The organism is Auritidibacter ignavus (genome assembly GCF_029853775.1).
GTDB classification, from domain to species: Bacteria; Actinomycetota; Actinomycetes; order Actinomycetales; family Micrococcaceae; genus Auritidibacter; species Auritidibacter ignavus.
In genome coordinates this window covers 2,471,446-2,487,795 of record NZ_CP122564.1, presented here as the reverse complement: position 1 = coordinate 2,487,795, position 16,350 = coordinate 2,471,446, and the positions used below count along the sequence as shown (strand labels likewise).

Below are 16,350 nucleotides of genomic sequence, written 5' to 3'. Positions count from 1 at the left end.
ATGCCTTCTGAGCACACCTTCTCACGCAGGCTAACCACTACCCCGGTACGCCGAATTAAGGGCTGGTTACACCGGTGCGACAAAAACCAGCTTGTCGAGCTCTTCACGTCCCGCCCCGATCTCGCCACGACAGGGAGTCTCCCACCACCTGAGAATTTGGAAGAGCTAGCTCGACGGTGCCTGAGCATTTCGTCGCTAACCCGTTGCCTTGCAGGACTCAACCGTAGCCAACGCGATGTTCTCGAAGCCCTGGCGGTGGCTACCGATCTCTCGGGTGCCTCTGCCTTATCCTCATCTGCTGGCACCGTTGACTCCGCAACTATACGACACTTACTCGCAGTACCCGACTCAGCCAGTCCGGACGTGGACCAGGTCCTCGACGAGTTGTCCTGGGTCTTGTTGATCTTCGCGCAATCCCCTTCGTACGACTCTGCCCAGCAGCACTGGATGTTGCCGGCGGAAGTGCGCCAAGCCATCGGGCCCCACCCAGCGGGCCTTGCTACCGAGGTCTCGGCCCCTGAACTGAACGAGCTACCCGCCACCGCCCGCTCCTTATTAACTCAAGCCCGGACGGTTCGCGCTACGACTTTGTCCGAGATCGATGAGCAGAGTGGGTCCGACCCAGCGGATGGCTCTGCGGATCAGGCAGAATTGATCAGTGAGCTCTACCGGCTCCGGATCCACCCGGTTCGGTCACAACGCACCGCGACAGCCTTGATCCATCGCCTACGAAACCTCGGCCTGGTCCGCACTCCTGCCGGAACACAGCAGGTCATCTTTCCAGCACGCTACGGTTTGGCGCTGACCGGTGGCACCCTGATCAATCGAGAGTTTCGTGCTACCCCGGTGACACCCCCGCTGCAACAGATCTCCCCCGACGAGCTGGCCACCGCCACCGTGACCGAGGTCAGCACGCTACTGGAGCATCTTCAGCTCGTTTTGGACGCTGATATGGTGCGTGAAGGGTTACCCGAGGTTAAAGCCGGGGGGCTCTCCGTGCGGGGCTTCCGAGCTCTCCAGACCGAGATCGCTGCCCAAGCCCGCCTCAGCGAGTCCCGCCTACACTTTCTCCTGCAACTGGCAGCAACAGCATGCCTGCTCACCCGAGACCGCGACCACTCACGGTGGACACTCACCCCGTTGGGACACGGTTTCAGGGGACTGCCCCCCGAACGACGGTGGGTGTGGCTGATTCGATGCTGGCTACAGTCCACGGGTCCAGCGCTGACCCGTCGCACAGACCGGGCGTTGTCTTCGGATGCTACTCAGGAGGATCAAGGCCGGTGGCGCCGGATCTTTTTCCGCGCCGCTGCTGAGTTGTCCAGCCCGCAGACGACGCGATCACCCCGACGCATTCTGCCGGTCCTGGCCACCCGAATGAGCTGGCTAGCCGGCGAGGATCCTTTCACTCCCCTATCCCGGCCCATCGCCGAGGTCATCGACGACGCGGTGGCTCTGGGCCTGCTCTGTGCCGGAGCGCTCACCCAACCCGGGCAACTGATCGCCCACGACCGGTTTCTACAAGCCCTGGCTACGTTGCGAGACCTCTTGCCCGAGACCGCCGATACCGTTCGGATACTCCCCGACCACACGCTGATCACCACCGCCCCACCCAGCCCTGAACTGGCGGTGATCTTGGCCCGCTGGGCGAAAGTCGAATCCTCCGGCTACGCCACGGTGTACCGCATCAAGGAACAGACCGTACGTGCCGGACTCGACACCGGGGCCAGCCACCATGAGCTCTTGCAGTTCCTCGAGCAGGTTTCCGAGGACCCTATCCCGGAAACGCTGACTCGGTTGATCGTCGAGACCACCACCGACTATCAGCGGATCCGCCTTGGATCCGCCGGGTCCTGGATCCGGTGTCGTTATCCCGAGGAACTAGATGTCTTACTGAATAGCCCGCGCGCCGACAGGCTGGCTGCCCAGCGCCTGTCCGACACCGTGGCGGTCAGCTCCCTGACCGCCCACCAACTCCACCGCGCACTCACCGAGCTAGGTCTGACGGTGCCACCACCGCAGGCATCATCCGGCTCCAGCACCGCCGAGGGACAGACCACGCACACGGTGCTGGATGACTACGCCGAACTGGCGCGGTACGTCGACGCCGAATTGGCCGAGGCCGGGCTGTGCCGCACCGCCGATGATCGTCGGCACCAGCATCAGCTCGCCGAGTACCTCACCCAGGCAGACACCGCAGACCACACCGACTCTGCTCTGACCTCCGCCACGACACCCTTGTCGCGCGATACCGAGCAGGCCGTGTCCGTGTCGGTGATTCGTCTCGCCGCCGAACGTGGGATCCCGATGCTTGTTACCTACACCGACCAGTCTGGTCACTTACAACAACACTTCCTCCGCAGTCCCCGTCTCCGACACGGCGCGGTCGTGGAGACGGCAGAACCTCAGGGCCAGTCGGATCCAACGCCACCAATCCCGTTGTTCCGTATTCTTTCGGCCGAACCACCCGAGGCTAACGACGTGGACCCAGACGATCCGATGTGACCGAAAAGGACCCAGACACCGAGGAATCAGTACCCCATCCAGCACTATGATCAGCAAGCACGGAGTGTGAGATGAATTCACCAGCGCCTGAACCCACCGGGGCGATCATCGTCCAATCCGATCGCAGTATTCTGCTCGAGCTCCAACATCCTGCCGCCGACGACGCCCGGCGGGCCCTGGCCCAATTTGCCGAGCTCGAGCGCGCGCCCGAGCATGTCCATACCTATCGCATGACCGCGCTGGGCTTGTGGAATGCGCGGGCGGCGGGAGTGGACGCTGAGCAAGTCATCGATACGCTGTTCACCCATTCGCGCTATCCCCTACCGCAGAACCTGCTGATCGATATTGCCGAGCTGATGTCGCGGTATGGACGACTCGCTCTGACCGTTGACCCCCAACACGGGCTCGTGTTGCGTAGCGATGATGCCGCGGTCCTGGAAGAAGTGCTCCGTGCTCAGACCACCCGGGACCTGGTGGGTGCACAGTTAGATGGCTACACGGTGGTAGTTCATTCCACCGCCCGCGGTGAGCTCAAACAGGCCCTGGTCCAGCTGGGCTGGCCGGCCGATGACCAGGCCGGTTACGTCGAGGGCACCGCATTCCCGATCCAGCTCACCGAGAACGAAACCTGGCAGTTGCGCGACTACCAGCGGATGGCGGTGGACAACTTCTTCGCGACCGGTTCCGGGGTGGTGGTGATGCCTCCGGGCTCGGGAAAAACCTTGGTGGGGGCGGCCGCATTGGCTGCCTCCAGTACCATTGCCCTGGTGTTGGTGACCAATACTGTCTCGGCTCGACAGTGGAAAGCCGAACTGCTGGCCCGCACCACCCTGACCGAGACTGATGTGGGTGAGTATTCCGGATCGAAGAAACAGATCCGCCCGGTCACCATCGCCACCTACCAGGTGCTGACCACTCGCCGTGGTGGCATCTATCCGCACCTTGAGCTGGTCAACGATCACGACTGGGGGCTGATCATCTACGACGAGGTTCACCTCTTGCCAGCCCCGATCTTCCGGATGACCGCGGATCTGCAGGCTCGGCGCCGGTTGGGACTGACCGCCACTCTCGTGCGTGAAGACAATCGCGCCGATGAGGTTTTTTCGCTGATCGGCCCGAAACGCTATGACGCACCGTGGAAAGACCTTGAGGCACAAGGCTGGATCGCCCCGGCCAGTTGCACCGAAATTCGGGTTACTCTCTCAGCCGAGGACCGGATGGGGTACGCCATCAGTGACCGTGGCGATCAATATCGTTGGGCTGCCACCGCCGAGTCCAAGATGCCGGTCATTACTGAGCTGGTTGACTTCCACCGATACGAGCAACTACTGGTCATTGGTCAGTACGTGGATCACCTCGAAGCCATCGGGGATGCCATCGACGCTGAGGTCATCACCGGGTCGACCTCGGTGGCTCAACGGGAGAAGCTTTTTAATGCTTTCCGCGCCGGGCAAGTGCAACGGCTCGTGGTGTCTAAAATTGCAAACTTTTCCCTGGACCTGCCCGAAGCAACAGTCGCCATCCAGGTCTCGGGGGCCTTTGGCTCTCGCCAAGAAGAAGCACAGCGTTTAGGTCGACTCATGCGCCCCAAATCCGATGGACGCAATGCGTACTTCTATACGGTCGTCAGCCGCGACACCGTCGACCAACAATATGCCGCCTCCCGGCAGCGCTTCTTGAGTGAGCAAGGCTATAGCTATCGGATCCTGGATGCCGGCGATCTGCCAGACCACCTACCCTGACCGCGCCGGGGAAGTTACTCAGCAACATCTCAGACATCTTCCAGCTAAGTATTCCAGAATTAACAGCATGACCAATATGAATGCTCAGCCTGCCGAGGCGAAGTTGCTCGTCGTTGACGATGAGCAGAATATTCGTGAGTTGCTGTCAACGTCCCTGCGTTTTGCAGGGTTCGAGGTTGTCGCAGCCGCCAACGGCCGTGAAGCACTGGAGGCTGCCGAACAAGAACAACCTGACCTGGCTGTACTCGACGTCATGTTGCCCGATATGGATGGCTTTACCGTCACCCGGAAGTTGCGCTCTCACGGTATGCACTTCCCGGTCGTCTTTCTCACCGCCCGCGATGATACCGGCGACAAAATCACCGGCCTTACGGTGGGTGGCGATGACTATGTGACCAAGCCGTTCTCGCTCGACGAGGTGGTCGCTCGTATTCGTGCCGTATTGCGTCGCACCGCACCGGCCGAAGATGACGAGGCTATCCTGCGGGTCGACGATCTGGAACTCGATGATGACGCCCACGAAGTGCGACGCGCTGGACGCTCCATCGATCTGTCACCGACAGAGTTCAAGCTGTTGCGCTACTTGATGATAAACCCCAACCGCGTGCTGTCCAAGGCACAGATTCTGGACCATGTCTGGGAGTACGACTTCAACGGTGATGCCTCAATTGTCGAGTCTTATATTTCTTATCTGCGCCGCAAGATCGACACCGACGACGAAGAAAAAATGATCCACACCAAACGCGGTGTGGGCTACATTCTGCGTACCTCGGCCGGCAAACGCTAATTCTGGGCTGTCACTCACTCAGCTATGTCCGCTACCTCGTCCGCTTCGATTCCGCAACCTCCGCAGTATCCGCCCCCGCGACCGCATCACGGTCCGCGCACGCGCAATCCAGTGAAGTACGCCTCACGCTCTTGGCGTAGCTTTTCCTTGCGCACCCAGCTGACCGTGATTACCTCGTTGCTGATGCTGGCTACGGTGATGGTGACCGCGGTCCTGACCGCCTCGCTGTACCGCCACGAGCTGATTCGCAGTATGGATGAAGATCTCTTCGCGAACCGCTCCAATGTCTCGGTGTACTTGACCTCGCTGGGTCAAGCCGACCAATATCTGGGCGACTTTCAGCAATCTATTGTGCGGTTCTATGGGGAATCGTGGACCAACGATGGCCAAGTCGTAGCCTCCATCCGCTCAGAAGGCTCCGATACTCCAGCCATCGAGCCCATGACCGCCGAGGAAGCCATCGCCCAAGGCAACACGCCATTTACGGTACCCGGGCGCAATGAGGAAGGTAAGTCCTGGCGTGTCCAGGTCTATCGATTGGATTCCGGGTCCGGGTCGGTCGCGGTGGCATTGCCCATGGCGCCGATTGAGGAGTCGGTGGAACGTGTCACCACCTTGGTGGTCAGCATCGGACTGCTCGCGACCGTGGTGGCGACCGTCATTGCCTACGTGGTCGTCACCCGGTCTTTCCGGCCGTTGAATAGAGTGCAACGTACCGCGTCCAAGATTGCTGCTGGCGATTTAACCCAACGCGTGCCTCCGGGCCCGCCGGATACCGAGGTTGGCCGATTGGCCCGGTCCTTGAACGCGATGCTGGCCCACATTGAGAACGCTTTCCATGCCAAAGAGTCTTCCGAATCACGAATGCGCCGTTTCGTCCAGGACGCCTCGCACGAGTTGCGCACCCCGCTGGTGACGATCCGAGGATTCTCTGAGTTGTACCGTCACGGGGCGATCACGAATGACGATGACGTGAAAACGGCCATGAGCCGTATTGAATCCGAAGCCACCCGTATGACCCAGCTGGTGGAGGATCTTCTGACCCTAGCTCGATTGGACGAGTTGCGTGACAGTGACCAGCAACCGGTCGATCTGCTGGTTCTGGCCAGTGACGCCGTGCTGGACACCCGAGCCTCAGCTCCGGATCGCACTATCCAACTGGTGGGACTCGAAACCGATCAACCCGAGTCCGCAATGACCACTGGAGACGAAAATAAGCTCCGGCAGGTCATCTCAAACCTGATTACCAACGCGCTACGTTACACGCCCGACGGCACTCCTTTGGAGATTGCTGTGGGGTCCGTGGATGTTCTCTCAGGTCTGCCAGGAAGTTCCGGTGCGAGCAACGCTGAAGAGCGCAACTCCGTCATCGAAATCCGTGACCACGGCCCAGGCATTTCCGAAGAAGATGCCTCCCGGATCTTCGAACGCTTCTATCGGGCTGACTCCTCACGACATCGCCAAACCGGGGGCACCGGACTGGGCCTGGCTATCGTTGCCGGGATTGTCTCCCAACACGGCGGGTCCGTTCGCCTGCAAGAGACACCAGGCGGTGGCGCGACGATGTCGGTTCGCTTGCCATGGCGTCCCAGTGACGAGGCAGTCGAGGATGATAGTGACGACGATGACGCTACCGACGACGAGCCCACGGATCAGGACGAGATGGACGAGACGAACGCAGGTGCAGATCAGCATCACCGGTCTGAGGACCCCCGCGGGGCCTGACAGTTCGGGCTCATCCACACCTTCTTAGGTCACAACGCCACGTGAGATCTGTTATCCACAAAATCGTGCGGTGCCACGGTGTCCTCGGGAGAACTTCTTAGGCTGAAATCACCGGCCCACTCCGGCGCCGGAGATTCCCGATCCTTATGAAATGACCAGGAGACGACATGGCTATTGTTCAGATCGACACCGACGACCTATTGGCCAAATCCCGCCAGGTAGAAACCTCAGTGGGACGGTTGCAAACCGAAGTCAACACCATGGAAAGCCACCTGCGCCAGCTCGAGGGCACCTGGAAAGGGCAGGCCTCAGAAAACTTCCAGACGCTACTGAGCGAATGGCGCGCGGTACAAGCCCGAGTGGAAGAATCCTTGTCCTCCATTCGTGAAGCGATGTCACAGGCAGCCACCCAGTACCTGAATACCGAAACCTCAAATGCTTCAATGTTCCGTGGTTAACACCCGGTTCTTCATGTTCTGATCTTAGTCCAGTACCAGAGAGTAGCGGTCATGGATCCAGCTGACAATGGGTAAGCTGGGACCATGACCGTTCTCATTGACCCGGCGCGGTGGCCGGCTTACGGCACCGTGTTTTCTCATCTGGTCTCAGATGAGTCTCTCGAGGAACTACACGAGTTTGCGCGGGTGAATAACCTCGATCCGAGGGCTTTTGACGGTGATCATTACGACGTTCCGGTCGAGCTCTACGACAATCTGGTCGCAGCCGGTGCCGAAGAAGTCTCCGGTCATGAGCTGGTGCGTCGTTTGGTGAAATCTGGGCTACGCATCACTGCCGCTGAGCGGAGTTCCAAACTCGAAAAAATCCTCCACCGTCGCTTCGACCGACTGTTCCCAGAAACATCCGAACTGGATCGAGACCCGGTGTTCACCGATCTGTATCAACGGTGGTCGCAGCCGCACCGGCACTACCATGACCCCTCACACCTACTGTCGGTTTTAAAAGGGATAGATCTTCTCGAGCGGGCCGGAGAACCTCTGGGCGAGTTTCCTCGCGCGGCAAAATTAGCGGCCTGGTTCCACGACGCGGTCTATCGGGCCGACCCCCATCTTCCGCCCGGACAAGATGAAGAGGATTCAGCCCGACTGGCCGAACGTGTCTTGCCGACCCTCGGCGTCCCCGGCCCCGAGATCCTTGAAGTCTCCCGTCTGGTCCGCCTGACTTTCACCCACGACCCGCATAACGACGACGCAGCTGGTCGCATCCTTTGCGATGCCGACCTGGAAGTTTTAGGTCGCAGCCCCGGCCCGTATCAGCGCTACCAACAAGCGGTTCGTCGGGATTTCGCCAAGGTTTCGGATGACGACTTCACCACCGGGCGGGAGAAAGTGCTACGCGGAATTCTGGCGAGAAACCCGATTTTCAATACCCCGACCGCGATCAAGCGATGGGAGCGTCAGGCCCGCAAGAATTTGATTGCCGAGATCTATCCACGACCGAAAGGCATCGAGAAGGATCCCGCCTCAGAGACGAAAACAGCCCGCCAGCTCGACGACGTCAAGCGTATTGAGCGTGCCCGCAAGCAGGCGATCAAGAAGATAGAACAAGCCAAAAAGTCCGCTCGTTAGAGCGGACTTCGACTCAGATCACAGCGGGGCGCGAACCATCCGGTTCGCGCCCCGCTGTGATCTCAAGAGGTCCATCACCCCCGGGGGGGGGAGGGTGGGGTGGTTACATCATGCCGCCCATACCGCCCATGCCGTCCATGCCGGCATCGCCACCGGCAGGTGCCGGCTCCGGCTGGTCGGCGATAACAGCCTCGGTGGTCAGGAACAGACCAGCAATCGAAGCAGCGTTCTGCAGAGCCGAGCGGGTAACCTTCACCGGGTCGTTCACGCCAGCTTCCAGCAGGTTCTCGTATTCACCGGTGGCAGCGTTCAGGCCCTCACCAGCAGGCAGGGACTTGACTTTAGCCACCACGACGCCGGGCTCATGGCCAGCGTTTTCGGCGATGTGCTTCACTGGCGCCTCCACAGCGATCTGAACGATCCGAGCACCGGTGGCTTCATCGCCCTCCAGCTTCAGCTCGGCGAACGCTTCAGCAGCAGCCTGAATGAGTGCCACGCCACCACCGGCAACGATGCCCTCATCAACAGCAGCCTTAGCGTTGCGCACAGCGTCTTCAATACGGTGCTTGCGTTCCTTGAGCTCAACTTCGGTAGCAGCACCGGCCTTGATCACGGCCACACCGCCGGCCAGCTTAGCCAAACGTTCCTGAAGCTTTTCGCGGTCGTAGTCCGAGTCAGAGTTCTCAATCTCAGCCCGGATCTGCGCCACACGACCGGAGATCGCATCGGCCTCGCCAGCACCTTCAACAATGGTGGTCTCGTCCTTGGTGATGGTCACCTTCCGAGCGGTACCCAGCATGTCAACGGTGGCGTTCTCCAGGGTCAGGCCGACTTCTTCAGAGATGACCTGCCCGCCAGTGAGGACAGCGATGTCGTTGAGCATCGCCTTACGACGGTCACCGAAGCCCGGAGCCTTGACCGCCACAGATTTGAAGGTGCCACGAATCTTGTTGACCACCAGGGTAGCCAGGGCTTCGCCTTCAACGTCTTCAGCGATAATCAGCAACGGCTTGCCGGACTGCATGACCTTTTCCAGCAGACCGACCATGTCGCGAGCGTTGGAAATCTTGGAGTTGACGATCAGAATGTAGGGATCTTCCAGAACCGCTTCCTGACGGTCAGTATCAGTGACGAAGTAACCGGAAAGGAAGCCCTTATCGAAGCGCATGCCTTCGGTCAATTCCAGGTCCAGGCCAAAGGTGTTGGACTCTTCAACGGTCACCACACCTTCCTTGCCGACCTTATCTAGGGCTTCCGCAATCAGTTCGCCGATCTGTGGGTCAGCAGCAGAAATAGAGGCGGTCGCTGCGATCTGCTCCTTGGTCTCGACCTCGTGGGAGCGAGCAACCAGCTTCTCAGTCACAGCCTGTACGGCCTTGTCGATACCGCGACGAATCGCGATGGGATCAGCCCCGGCAGCGACGTTGCGCAGTCCCTCTTTCACCAGGGACTGAGCCAGCACGGTCGCAGTGGTAGTACCGTCACCGGCAACATCGTCAGTCTTCTTCGCGACCTCTTTGACCAGTTCGGCCCCGATCTTCTCATAGGGGTCATCGAGATCAATTTCTTTAGCGATAGACACACCGTCGTTGGTAATGGTCGGAGCGCCCCAGGATTTCTCCAGGACGACGTTACGACCACGCGGGCCGAGCGTCACTTTGACGGCGTCAGCCAGCGTGTTCAAACCCTTTTCGAGGCCACGGCGTGCTTCTTCATCGAATGCAATGGTCTTAGCCATGAAATGCACAAGTCCTTTCTGGACGAATCTCTCGGTGAAGTCCCACACTCAAGTGCCCGCGACGGACGGTGAGGAGCAACCACCGGGTGGCGGTTTACTCCCGACCTCACTGGAGTGAAGGGCGTCTACTTCTTAGGGCAACTTTGGCAGTCACAACCTAAGAGTGCTAACTCCATTATTAGCACTCCCCCCGGGCGAGTGCAAGTAGAGTTCCGGGGCTGTTCATCGCAAGACGAGCCCTACTGAACGACCACTACGGTCAGACCGCTGACCGTGTCATTCTGCTGGGCTTGGCCACCCACCTGAGAGGCAACTTCTTCGGCGGTGGCTTGCAGTGCTGGATCATCAAAGTAGACGATGTTGGAGGTCACCGGGCCCCCATTCCAATCTCCGACGGTCACAACATTGAACCCAGCTTGGGTCAACTCAGCTTCGGTTTGGGCAGCGAGACCGTTAATGGTGGTCGAGTTATATACCGAGACGGGAGCTTGATAGTCAACCTCCGCGGATTCCTGAGTCTCTTCCGTGGCAGAGGGCTCAGCACCGGTTGCGTCCTCGTCGACAGCCGTCTCAGCGTCGTCCGGGACGGCGGAATCAGCGGGATCCGGCGAGCCAACATCGTTGCTAGCATCCGAGGCGTCTGTGGGTGATTCCAAGACAGCGTCCGGATCCTCCTCGGGCGAGGGGCCTGCCACCACAGGAGCATCAGCGAAAATTTGCGACCGTAGTTGAGGGAGCAAAATGAAACTGAAAGCACCAATGGCCAACGCCAACCCTGCGGCCAGAATGATCCAGATCAGGTGGGCGCTGGATTCGGGGCCACGGAAATCTGCCCGGTGGGCCCCGTGCTCGGTGGTGTATTCCGGAACGTGAGAGAACCGGTCTGGCTCATACTCTGTCTTGGACATCTTGTTCATCTAGTGGTGCTCTGTGGGTGGCGGTCGGCGCGGTCGGCGGTGCGACGACGTTGGCGAATGCGGTTGATCAACATCGGGTCGGCGGCGATGGCGCGTTCGTCGTCAACGAGCCGTGTCAGCAACTGGTAGTAGCCGGTGGGCGTCATGCCCAAGTCATCTTGAATGGCCCGGTCCTTCGCTCCGGAGTACCGGAAAGAACGGCGCTCCAAGTCCAGCACCTTTTTTTCACGGTCGTTCAGCGGTTCCAACTTCGTCATCGTGGCCCAGTCTAGTAGAGCAGGCTGGTTCTCACCGGTTAGGCTCGCACTATGGTTGCACCTTCGGCAGACTCCTCCAGACCCTCCAGCGCCTCCGGCTCGGCCCGTGACTCAGCCGCTACCGCCTCACAGTTACCGCCGATGCGTCATCCATTGGATCCTGGCTGGGCCCAGGCGTTGGCACCGTGTGCGACACAGTTTCAGCTCATTGCTGACCGGCTGGGTGACCTGAACGCACGGAATGTGGAAGTCTTGCCGGAACCCGACAACATTCTCCGGGTGTTTCGCCAGCCTTTTGATCGCGTACGGGTCTTAGTGCTGGGACAGGACCCCTATCCCACTCCAGGGCATCCGATGGGGATGAGTTTTTCTCTTCATCGTAACGTCCGGCCCCTGGCACGGTCGCTGACCAATATTTTTCAGGAATTACACGATGACCTGGGCATCACCCCGTCGCAGCATGGCGATCTCACTCATTGGGCCGATCAAGGCGTGCTGATGCTCAACCGTGTGCTGACCGTCACCGCTGGATCGCCGGGGTCACACCGCGGACTGGGGTGGGAGGAGATCACTCAGCAGGCAATTGAAGCATTGGTCGCTCGAGGAACGCCGCTGGTAGCTCTGCTGTGGGGCGCTGATGCCCGCAAAACCAAGCCCCTGATTCTCGGCGGCACCAACACTGCGGTCATTGAGTCACCGCACCCCTCACCCCTCTCGGCCCGACGGGGCTTTTTTGGGTCCAGACCGTTCTCCCGCACCAATGAGTTCTTGGTCGCCCACGGGCTCCAACCGATTGACTGGGAACTTCCGCAGTAGGTGAACCCCTGTCGTCTTTGCGACTAACGACGACCAATCCGGCGACGCTCGTTATCGGAGAGTCGACCGGTCAGCGGCCGAGCCAGAGTATCACCGAGCACCGACCCGAAGGCCATAGCCAGAATGATCACCATCGCGTTAAACATTCCAATCAAGCCCGAGGGGACGGTTTCAGCTGAGATGGTGATCCGGTACATCGAGCGGAAGATCATCAGCCCGGGTAGCAAGAACATGATCGCCGGCACGGCAACCACCAGCTGGGGTGCGCCCAATCGGAGCGCGACAATACGTGCTAGGAAACCGACAGCCACTGCTGCGAACGCGGGCGTGACCGTGGGCCCCAGGCCGAGATTTTCTCCGGCCACATACGCCAAGTAACCGATGCCGGAGACCAAGCCGGTGGGCAACAGCAGTCGCACCGAAGACTGATCACTCATGGCCGCAAACAGAGCGGCCATCAGGATGAATAAGGCCAGCAGCCATACCGGGTATTCATAGTCCGGAACCCGGGTCAGGTCGATTTGTGGCACTCCGATCAGGTCCGAGATCGCCACAGCGACCACAATGCCCGCCACCAGACCGATATAACTGAGCAGGGATGAAACCATACGTCCGGCAGCCGTCATCGGGAAGCCGTTAATACCGTCCTGCACAGCCGAGACGATGCGAAGCGCAGGTAGGAGCATCATCAGCGACCCGGCGATGACCGCCGAGGGGTCTTGGAAAACATCGAAGGCGTACAAAGCCAGCGCCACCCCGGTAGCCACCGCGCCACCGGTCATGGTGGCAAAGACTTCAGGCATGCGGATCCGTCCCATCAGATCCACGGCCGTCATGGTCATGATCATCGAGAAAAACGTCATCAAGCCGGCCATTGGACTACCGCCGATGAACATCACGAACGACGTGCCGAATAGTCCAGTGGCCAGCAGTGCAACCCAGCCCGGGAAGGTCTTGGACTGGTGACGGATCTCGGCCAGTTTTGCTTCGGCCTCGTCTCGGGTGGCGTCGCCGTTGGCAATCCGGGTGACCAGCTGGTGGAGGAAGGACAGCCCCGCGTAGTTCGAGGACCAGGAACGCACCACGCGCTGATAGGTGAAGGGGGTTTCCCCGGCGGGAACGTAGTTCAGAGAGATCGCTTGGTTGGTGATGTCGATTTCCGCGTCGGGGACGCCGAATGCTTGGGTGACCACAATAATGGAGGTTTCGACCTCCAGCGCACCAGCTCCGAAACGGAACATGGTCTCACCCAAACGCAACGCAAATTGCAACGTATTGCCAACATCAGCATTTTCAGCGACTTGACGATAGTCGCGTCCAGCGTTGGCAACTCGTCGGGCTTGATAGGGCGACTGGAAAAGACGGTTATTGAGCTGGAGCGCTTGGGTAGGGATCGAGTCAACGAAGGAGTGACGATCCTCTGCGGCGTTACTGGGAGCAGTATCAGTGGCGCTTTTCCGAAACACGCCCCCGCGGGTGCGCCCGCCGAGATTGGGTTTCCAGGTCGGTAGCCCGGGAAAACGACGACGGGAAGGCTCGGCTTCCGTCTCGGTCTCCGAGGCATAGCCAGCTGGAACTATCGGCTGAGGGTCGGTCGCGGGACGCCGCCATTCATCAAACTCATGACGTTGGTCCTCACTAGTCTTCTCGGGCGAGGAGCCACCGCGCTCGGACTGGTCCTCCGAGTCTCGGGGAGTAACCGAGGGAAGGTCCGTGGTGGTAGACGACAGCACCGAGGTAGGCACCGGGTCATGATCAGCCACCGGTTCCGGTTCTTCGTACACCGGTGCGGTCTGTGGCGCTGACGCATCCGGGTTGGGTGCCACCACAGCCGGGCGAATGACGGGAATGACGTCCGAATCTGTGCTGGGCTGTTCTGTCGGGGCCTCAGAATGATCCGTTGAGGTGGTTTCTGTGACGTCTTCGTCGCGTTCGGTACGCACATTTTTAGACATACTGCCTCCTCAAAAAGTTCATTCTGATGCCGAGATTCTCAGCCTTAACCCACCCTAAATTTTAGGCCGTGTTGAGCTGGTCCGTGACAGTTGTCGTGAGAGTGACTCATCACGTTCTACTCTCCAGTAAGGCGCTTTATGCGACGTGAATTGGCGAAGCACACGAACAGTGATGCACGTTGCTGTTCCGTCGTGAGCTGCGCGTTAGCCCGGGATTAAAAAAACTCAGTGGGGCTACCCAATTCGGGCATCCCCACTGAGCTAACATCCAGAGCCAAAACTCAGCGCTTAGTGCTCATCGTAGTGATCCTCGTGTAGCGCGTGACGGTGGCCATCGTGAATATAGTCCACGTGATCACCGTGCTGAACTGCTTCGTGGCCGCAGTCCTCGCCGTGCTCGTGCTCTTCAATGGTGTGCTCAGCGTGTACATCTTGCTCGGTCATGACGACTCCTTTTCATCGGTGCCTGTGGGTTCTATTGGCGCGTCAACGCTTGTCTCAGGTTCTTGAACGTGGGCCAGCGCATCATCGATCACGTGACTGACGTGAAGGTCAGCCAAGTGATAGATCACTTCTTTGCCCGATCGGACCGCGGTCACCAAACTGGCCTGCCGAAGGGTCCGCAGATGCTGGGAGACCAGCGGTTGCGACAGTCCTGTCGCTTCCGCAAGCGCCCCAACAGTGCGAGGCTCATGTCCAATCTCGTGCAACAGTTCCAATCGGGGAACGCTACCGAGAACTTTGAACAATTTCGCCGCCTCGGCAACGCCTGATTCGCTGTCCATATTTCTATTCCACCAGACATATAAAGATATTGCAATATGTACACATGACAATAATCGGAGTGCAACACAGATCACTCTCCGCGTTGTCTATCATCTACATCTTAGACATGAAAAAATCCCCGCTTGCTCGGAGCAAACAGGGACTCGCCGTGGATCCTACTGGATTCGAACCAGCGACCTCTCGCGTGTGAAGCGAACGCTCTAACCAGCTGAGCTAAGGATCCGTACAGAGGTCATACTTTAGCAGGAAGATGAGTCAACGCGAAATCGGACGTCGCGGTGACCACACTGCATCGTTAGCCCCGACCATGCCTGAGGACTGTCTGGGAATCGATCCCAGGATGCCAGCCACAGGCGGAAGGTGACCGGCGTGCAGGTTATTCCTCGAATTCAACGCCGAGGGCCCAGTACCCACTAGTGGATACAGGGCCCTCGGCGTCAGAGCCCCCTGCCGGATTCGAACCGGCGACCCTCTGTTTACAAGACAGATGCTCTGGCCAACTGAGCTAAGGAGGCAAAGCCCTCAGGCAACTTCTCTAGCATACCGGATCGGCAGACTTGTCGGCGATTTCATCTTGCAGACGCGAGCGGCCCGAACGGTGGCAGATGCCAACCGGTTCGGGCCGCCCAGCTGCATTCATGCCTCGAGTGCCTAGTCCTCGATGGCGTTATTCACATCGTCCTGGAAGGAATCCTGAGTGGTAAACGTGCCGTTGACCCAAATGGATGGAGTTCCCGCAATACCACCTTCACGAGCCTTCGCCGCGGTGTAGTCCACGAACGGACGGTAGGTGTTATTCGACATACAGTCTGAAACGTCAGCACCGTTATCGCTGGCCAGCTGTTTCAGCTCATCGTTGGACAGGCCTTGGCCCTGATGGGTGCTATAGGTTTCGAATAATGCGGTGAGCACATCATTGAACTTTTCGGGATGCTCTGCAGCGGTGCACAGCGCGGTGTTGGCAGCCCGAGACGAGAAGTTATTCGTTCCGGGGTTATCCAGGTAGTTAACCAAGCGGTACTCGACCGTGATCTCTTCGGCGTCTAGCTTCTCATTAATGAACTCGGAATTGGCCATTTCGAAGTCAGCACAGTGCACGCAGTCCGGGTCGGCATAGATAATGACCTGGGCGGGCTCATCCTGGTCACGTTCTTCCCCGCCGGGCACCTCTTCGGGGGGTTCATCGGTGATATTGGATTCGCCGACCTCGTTGGCGCTGACTTCGCCGAGAGACTCGCCCTCAGCGAATTCTGTCGTGGACACCAAGGTAATACCACCGTGTTCATTGGCGATGGTCGGGGCTTCACCAGATTCAGGAATGGAACGGTTTTGGTTCCATATAAGCAACCCGGCGATCACCGCAATGACTAGAACCACCACACCAACAATGCTCCAGGTGGTGATCTGGGCGTTGCGTTTTTCTTTTTTCAGTTGTTTTTCGTGCATCTGGCGCGCTCTGGTTCGCGCATCCCCTGCGGACTTGGAGTTTTTGGCCATATCTTTGATCCTCGACAACGTGGTGGTCACGGGCTCCTG

At 59.2% G+C, this 16,350-nt stretch carries 14 protein-coding genes and 2 tRNA genes; 7 read left to right on the top strand and 9 right to left on the bottom strand.

What is annotated here, in order from left to right:
• The 6 genes from QDX22_RS11225 to QDX22_RS11200 all read left to right on the top strand — a co-directional run bounded on the left by QDX22_RS11225 (window position 1) and on the right by QDX22_RS11200 (window position 8,345).
• Window positions 1-2,505: a helicase-associated domain-containing protein gene (locus tag QDX22_RS11225; protein WP_122549286.1), complete on the top strand. Its 2,505-nt coding sequence runs from the start codon at window positions 1-3 to the stop codon at window positions 2,503-2,505.
• A gap of 71 nt (window positions 2,506-2,576) precedes the next feature.
• Entirely contained in the window at window positions 2,577-4,247 is a 1,671-nt protein-coding gene (locus tag QDX22_RS11220; protein WP_110110794.1) for a DNA repair helicase XPB, read from the top strand.
• Between the two features lie 76 nt (window positions 4,248-4,323).
• Window positions 4,324-5,034 (top strand): response regulator transcription factor, encoded by a 711-nt coding sequence (locus tag QDX22_RS11215; RefSeq protein ID WP_110099453.1) that lies wholly within the window; start codon window positions 4,324-4,326, stop codon window positions 5,032-5,034.
• Between the two features lie 24 nt (window positions 5,035-5,058).
• Window positions 5,059-6,759: a sensor histidine kinase gene (locus QDX22_RS11210; protein ID WP_279717867.1), complete on the top strand. Its 1,701-nt coding sequence runs from the start codon at window positions 5,059-5,061 to the stop codon at window positions 6,757-6,759.
• A gap of 167 nt (window positions 6,760-6,926) precedes the next feature.
• Window positions 6,927-7,217 carry a WXG100 family type VII secretion target gene (locus QDX22_RS11205; RefSeq protein WP_110099423.1) on the top strand — a complete coding sequence of 97 codons (291 nt, stop codon included), beginning with the start codon at window positions 6,927-6,929 and terminating at the stop codon, window positions 7,215-7,217.
• Window positions 7,218-7,301: 84 nt separating this feature from the next.
• Window positions 7,302-8,345, top strand: coding sequence for a DUF4031 domain-containing protein (locus QDX22_RS11200; protein ID WP_110101356.1), 1,044 nt, complete (start codon window positions 7,302-7,304; stop codon window positions 8,343-8,345).
• Between the two features lie 103 nt (window positions 8,346-8,448).
• On the opposite strand, the gene groL is transcribed toward QDX22_RS11200, so the two are convergent.
• The 3 genes from groL to QDX22_RS11185 all read right to left on the bottom strand — a co-directional run bounded on the left by groL (window position 8,449) and on the right by QDX22_RS11185 (window position 11,257).
• Entirely contained in the window at window positions 8,449-10,083 is a 1,635-nt protein-coding gene (gene groL, locus QDX22_RS11195) for a chaperonin GroEL (protein WP_110099425.1), read from the bottom strand.
• A gap of 239 nt (window positions 10,084-10,322) precedes the next feature.
• Window positions 10,323-10,991: a LytR C-terminal domain-containing protein gene (locus tag QDX22_RS11190; RefSeq protein ID WP_158524764.1), complete on the bottom strand. Its 669-nt coding sequence runs from the start codon at window positions 10,989-10,991 to the stop codon at window positions 10,323-10,325.
• A gap of 5 nt (window positions 10,992-10,996) precedes the next feature.
• Window positions 10,997-11,257, bottom strand: a complete 261-nt coding sequence (locus QDX22_RS11185; RefSeq protein WP_110099427.1) for a DUF3263 domain-containing protein — start codon at window positions 11,255-11,257, stop codon at window positions 10,997-10,999.
• 141 nt (window positions 11,258-11,398) lie between these two features.
• Here QDX22_RS11185 and QDX22_RS11180 point away from each other — a divergent pair, with 141 nt between their 5' ends.
• The gene (locus tag QDX22_RS11180; protein ID WP_110101401.1) at window positions 11,399-12,073 is read left to right on the top strand and encodes a uracil-DNA glycosylase; all 675 of its coding nucleotides are present in this window, start codon (window positions 11,399-11,401) and stop codon (window positions 12,071-12,073) included.
• Window positions 12,074-12,096: 23 nt separating this feature from the next.
• Here QDX22_RS11180 and QDX22_RS11175 read toward each other — a convergent pair whose 3' ends face one another.
• The 6 genes from QDX22_RS11175 to QDX22_RS11150 form a co-directional block, all read right to left on the bottom strand.
• Window positions 12,097-14,028 carry a threonine/serine exporter family protein gene (locus tag QDX22_RS11175; protein WP_110101354.1) on the bottom strand — a complete coding sequence of 644 codons (1,932 nt, stop codon included), beginning with the start codon at window positions 14,026-14,028 and terminating at the stop codon, window positions 12,097-12,099.
• A 288-nt stretch (window positions 14,029-14,316) separates the two neighbouring features.
• Window positions 14,317-14,472 carry a zinc transporter permease gene (locus tag QDX22_RS11170; RefSeq protein WP_110101353.1) on the bottom strand — a complete coding sequence of 52 codons (156 nt, stop codon included), beginning with the start codon at window positions 14,470-14,472 and terminating at the stop codon, window positions 14,317-14,319.
• Window positions 14,469-14,813 carry an ArsR/SmtB family transcription factor gene (locus QDX22_RS11165; RefSeq protein WP_110099430.1) on the bottom strand — a complete coding sequence of 115 codons (345 nt, stop codon included), beginning with the start codon at window positions 14,811-14,813 and terminating at the stop codon, window positions 14,469-14,471. The genes QDX22_RS11170 and QDX22_RS11165 overlap by 4 nt, the downstream gene beginning before the upstream one ends.
• A gap of 150 nt (window positions 14,814-14,963) precedes the next feature.
• Window positions 14,964-15,037 (bottom strand) — tRNA-Val (locus tag QDX22_RS11160).
• A 218-nt stretch (window positions 15,038-15,255) separates the two neighbouring features.
• A tRNA-Thr gene (locus QDX22_RS11155) sits at window positions 15,256-15,329 on the bottom strand.
• 136 nt (window positions 15,330-15,465) lie between these two features.
• Window positions 15,466-16,311: a DsbA family protein gene (locus QDX22_RS11150; RefSeq protein ID WP_279674307.1), complete on the bottom strand. Its 846-nt coding sequence runs from the start codon at window positions 16,309-16,311 to the stop codon at window positions 15,466-15,468.
• Window positions 16,312-16,350: the final 39 nt, after the last annotated feature.

Coding starts and splice junctions, on each gene's coding strand:
- QDX22_RS11225 (WP_122549286.1), top strand. CDS start 1: ATGCCTTCTGAGCACACCTTCTCACGCAGGCTAACCACTACCCCGGTA.
- QDX22_RS11220 (WP_110110794.1), top strand. CDS start 2,577: ATGAATTCACCAGCGCCTGAACCCACCGGGGCGATCATCGTCCAATCC.
- QDX22_RS11215 (WP_110099453.1), top strand. CDS start 4,324: ATGAATGCTCAGCCTGCCGAGGCGAAGTTGCTCGTCGTTGACGATGAG.
- QDX22_RS11210 (WP_279717867.1), top strand. CDS start 5,059: ATGTCCGCTACCTCGTCCGCTTCGATTCCGCAACCTCCGCAGTATCCG.
- QDX22_RS11205 (WP_110099423.1), top strand. CDS start 6,927: ATGGCTATTGTTCAGATCGACACCGACGACCTATTGGCCAAATCCCGC.
- QDX22_RS11200 (WP_110101356.1), top strand. CDS start 7,302: ATGACCGTTCTCATTGACCCGGCGCGGTGGCCGGCTTACGGCACCGTG.
- groL (WP_110099425.1), bottom strand. CDS start 10,083: ATGGCTAAGACCATTGCATTCGATGAAGAAGCACGCCGTGGCCTCGAA.
- QDX22_RS11190 (WP_158524764.1), bottom strand. CDS start 10,991: ATGTCCAAGACAGAGTATGAGCCAGACCGGTTCTCTCACGTTCCGGAA.
- QDX22_RS11185 (WP_110099427.1), bottom strand. CDS start 11,257: ATGACGAAGTTGGAACCGCTGAACGACCGTGAAAAAAAGGTGCTGGAC.
- QDX22_RS11180 (WP_110101401.1), top strand. CDS start 11,399: ATGCGTCATCCATTGGATCCTGGCTGGGCCCAGGCGTTGGCACCGTGT.
- QDX22_RS11175 (WP_110101354.1), bottom strand. CDS start 14,028: ATGTCTAAAAATGTGCGTACCGAACGCGACGAAGACGTCACAGAAACC.
- QDX22_RS11170 (WP_110101353.1), bottom strand. CDS start 14,472: ATGACCGAGCAAGATGTACACGCTGAGCACACCATTGAAGAGCACGAG.
- QDX22_RS11165 (WP_110099430.1), bottom strand. CDS start 14,813: ATGGACAGCGAATCAGGCGTTGCCGAGGCGGCGAAATTGTTCAAAGTT.
- QDX22_RS11150 (WP_279674307.1), bottom strand. CDS start 16,311: ATGGCCAAAAACTCCAAGTCCGCAGGGGATGCGCGAACCAGAGCGCGC.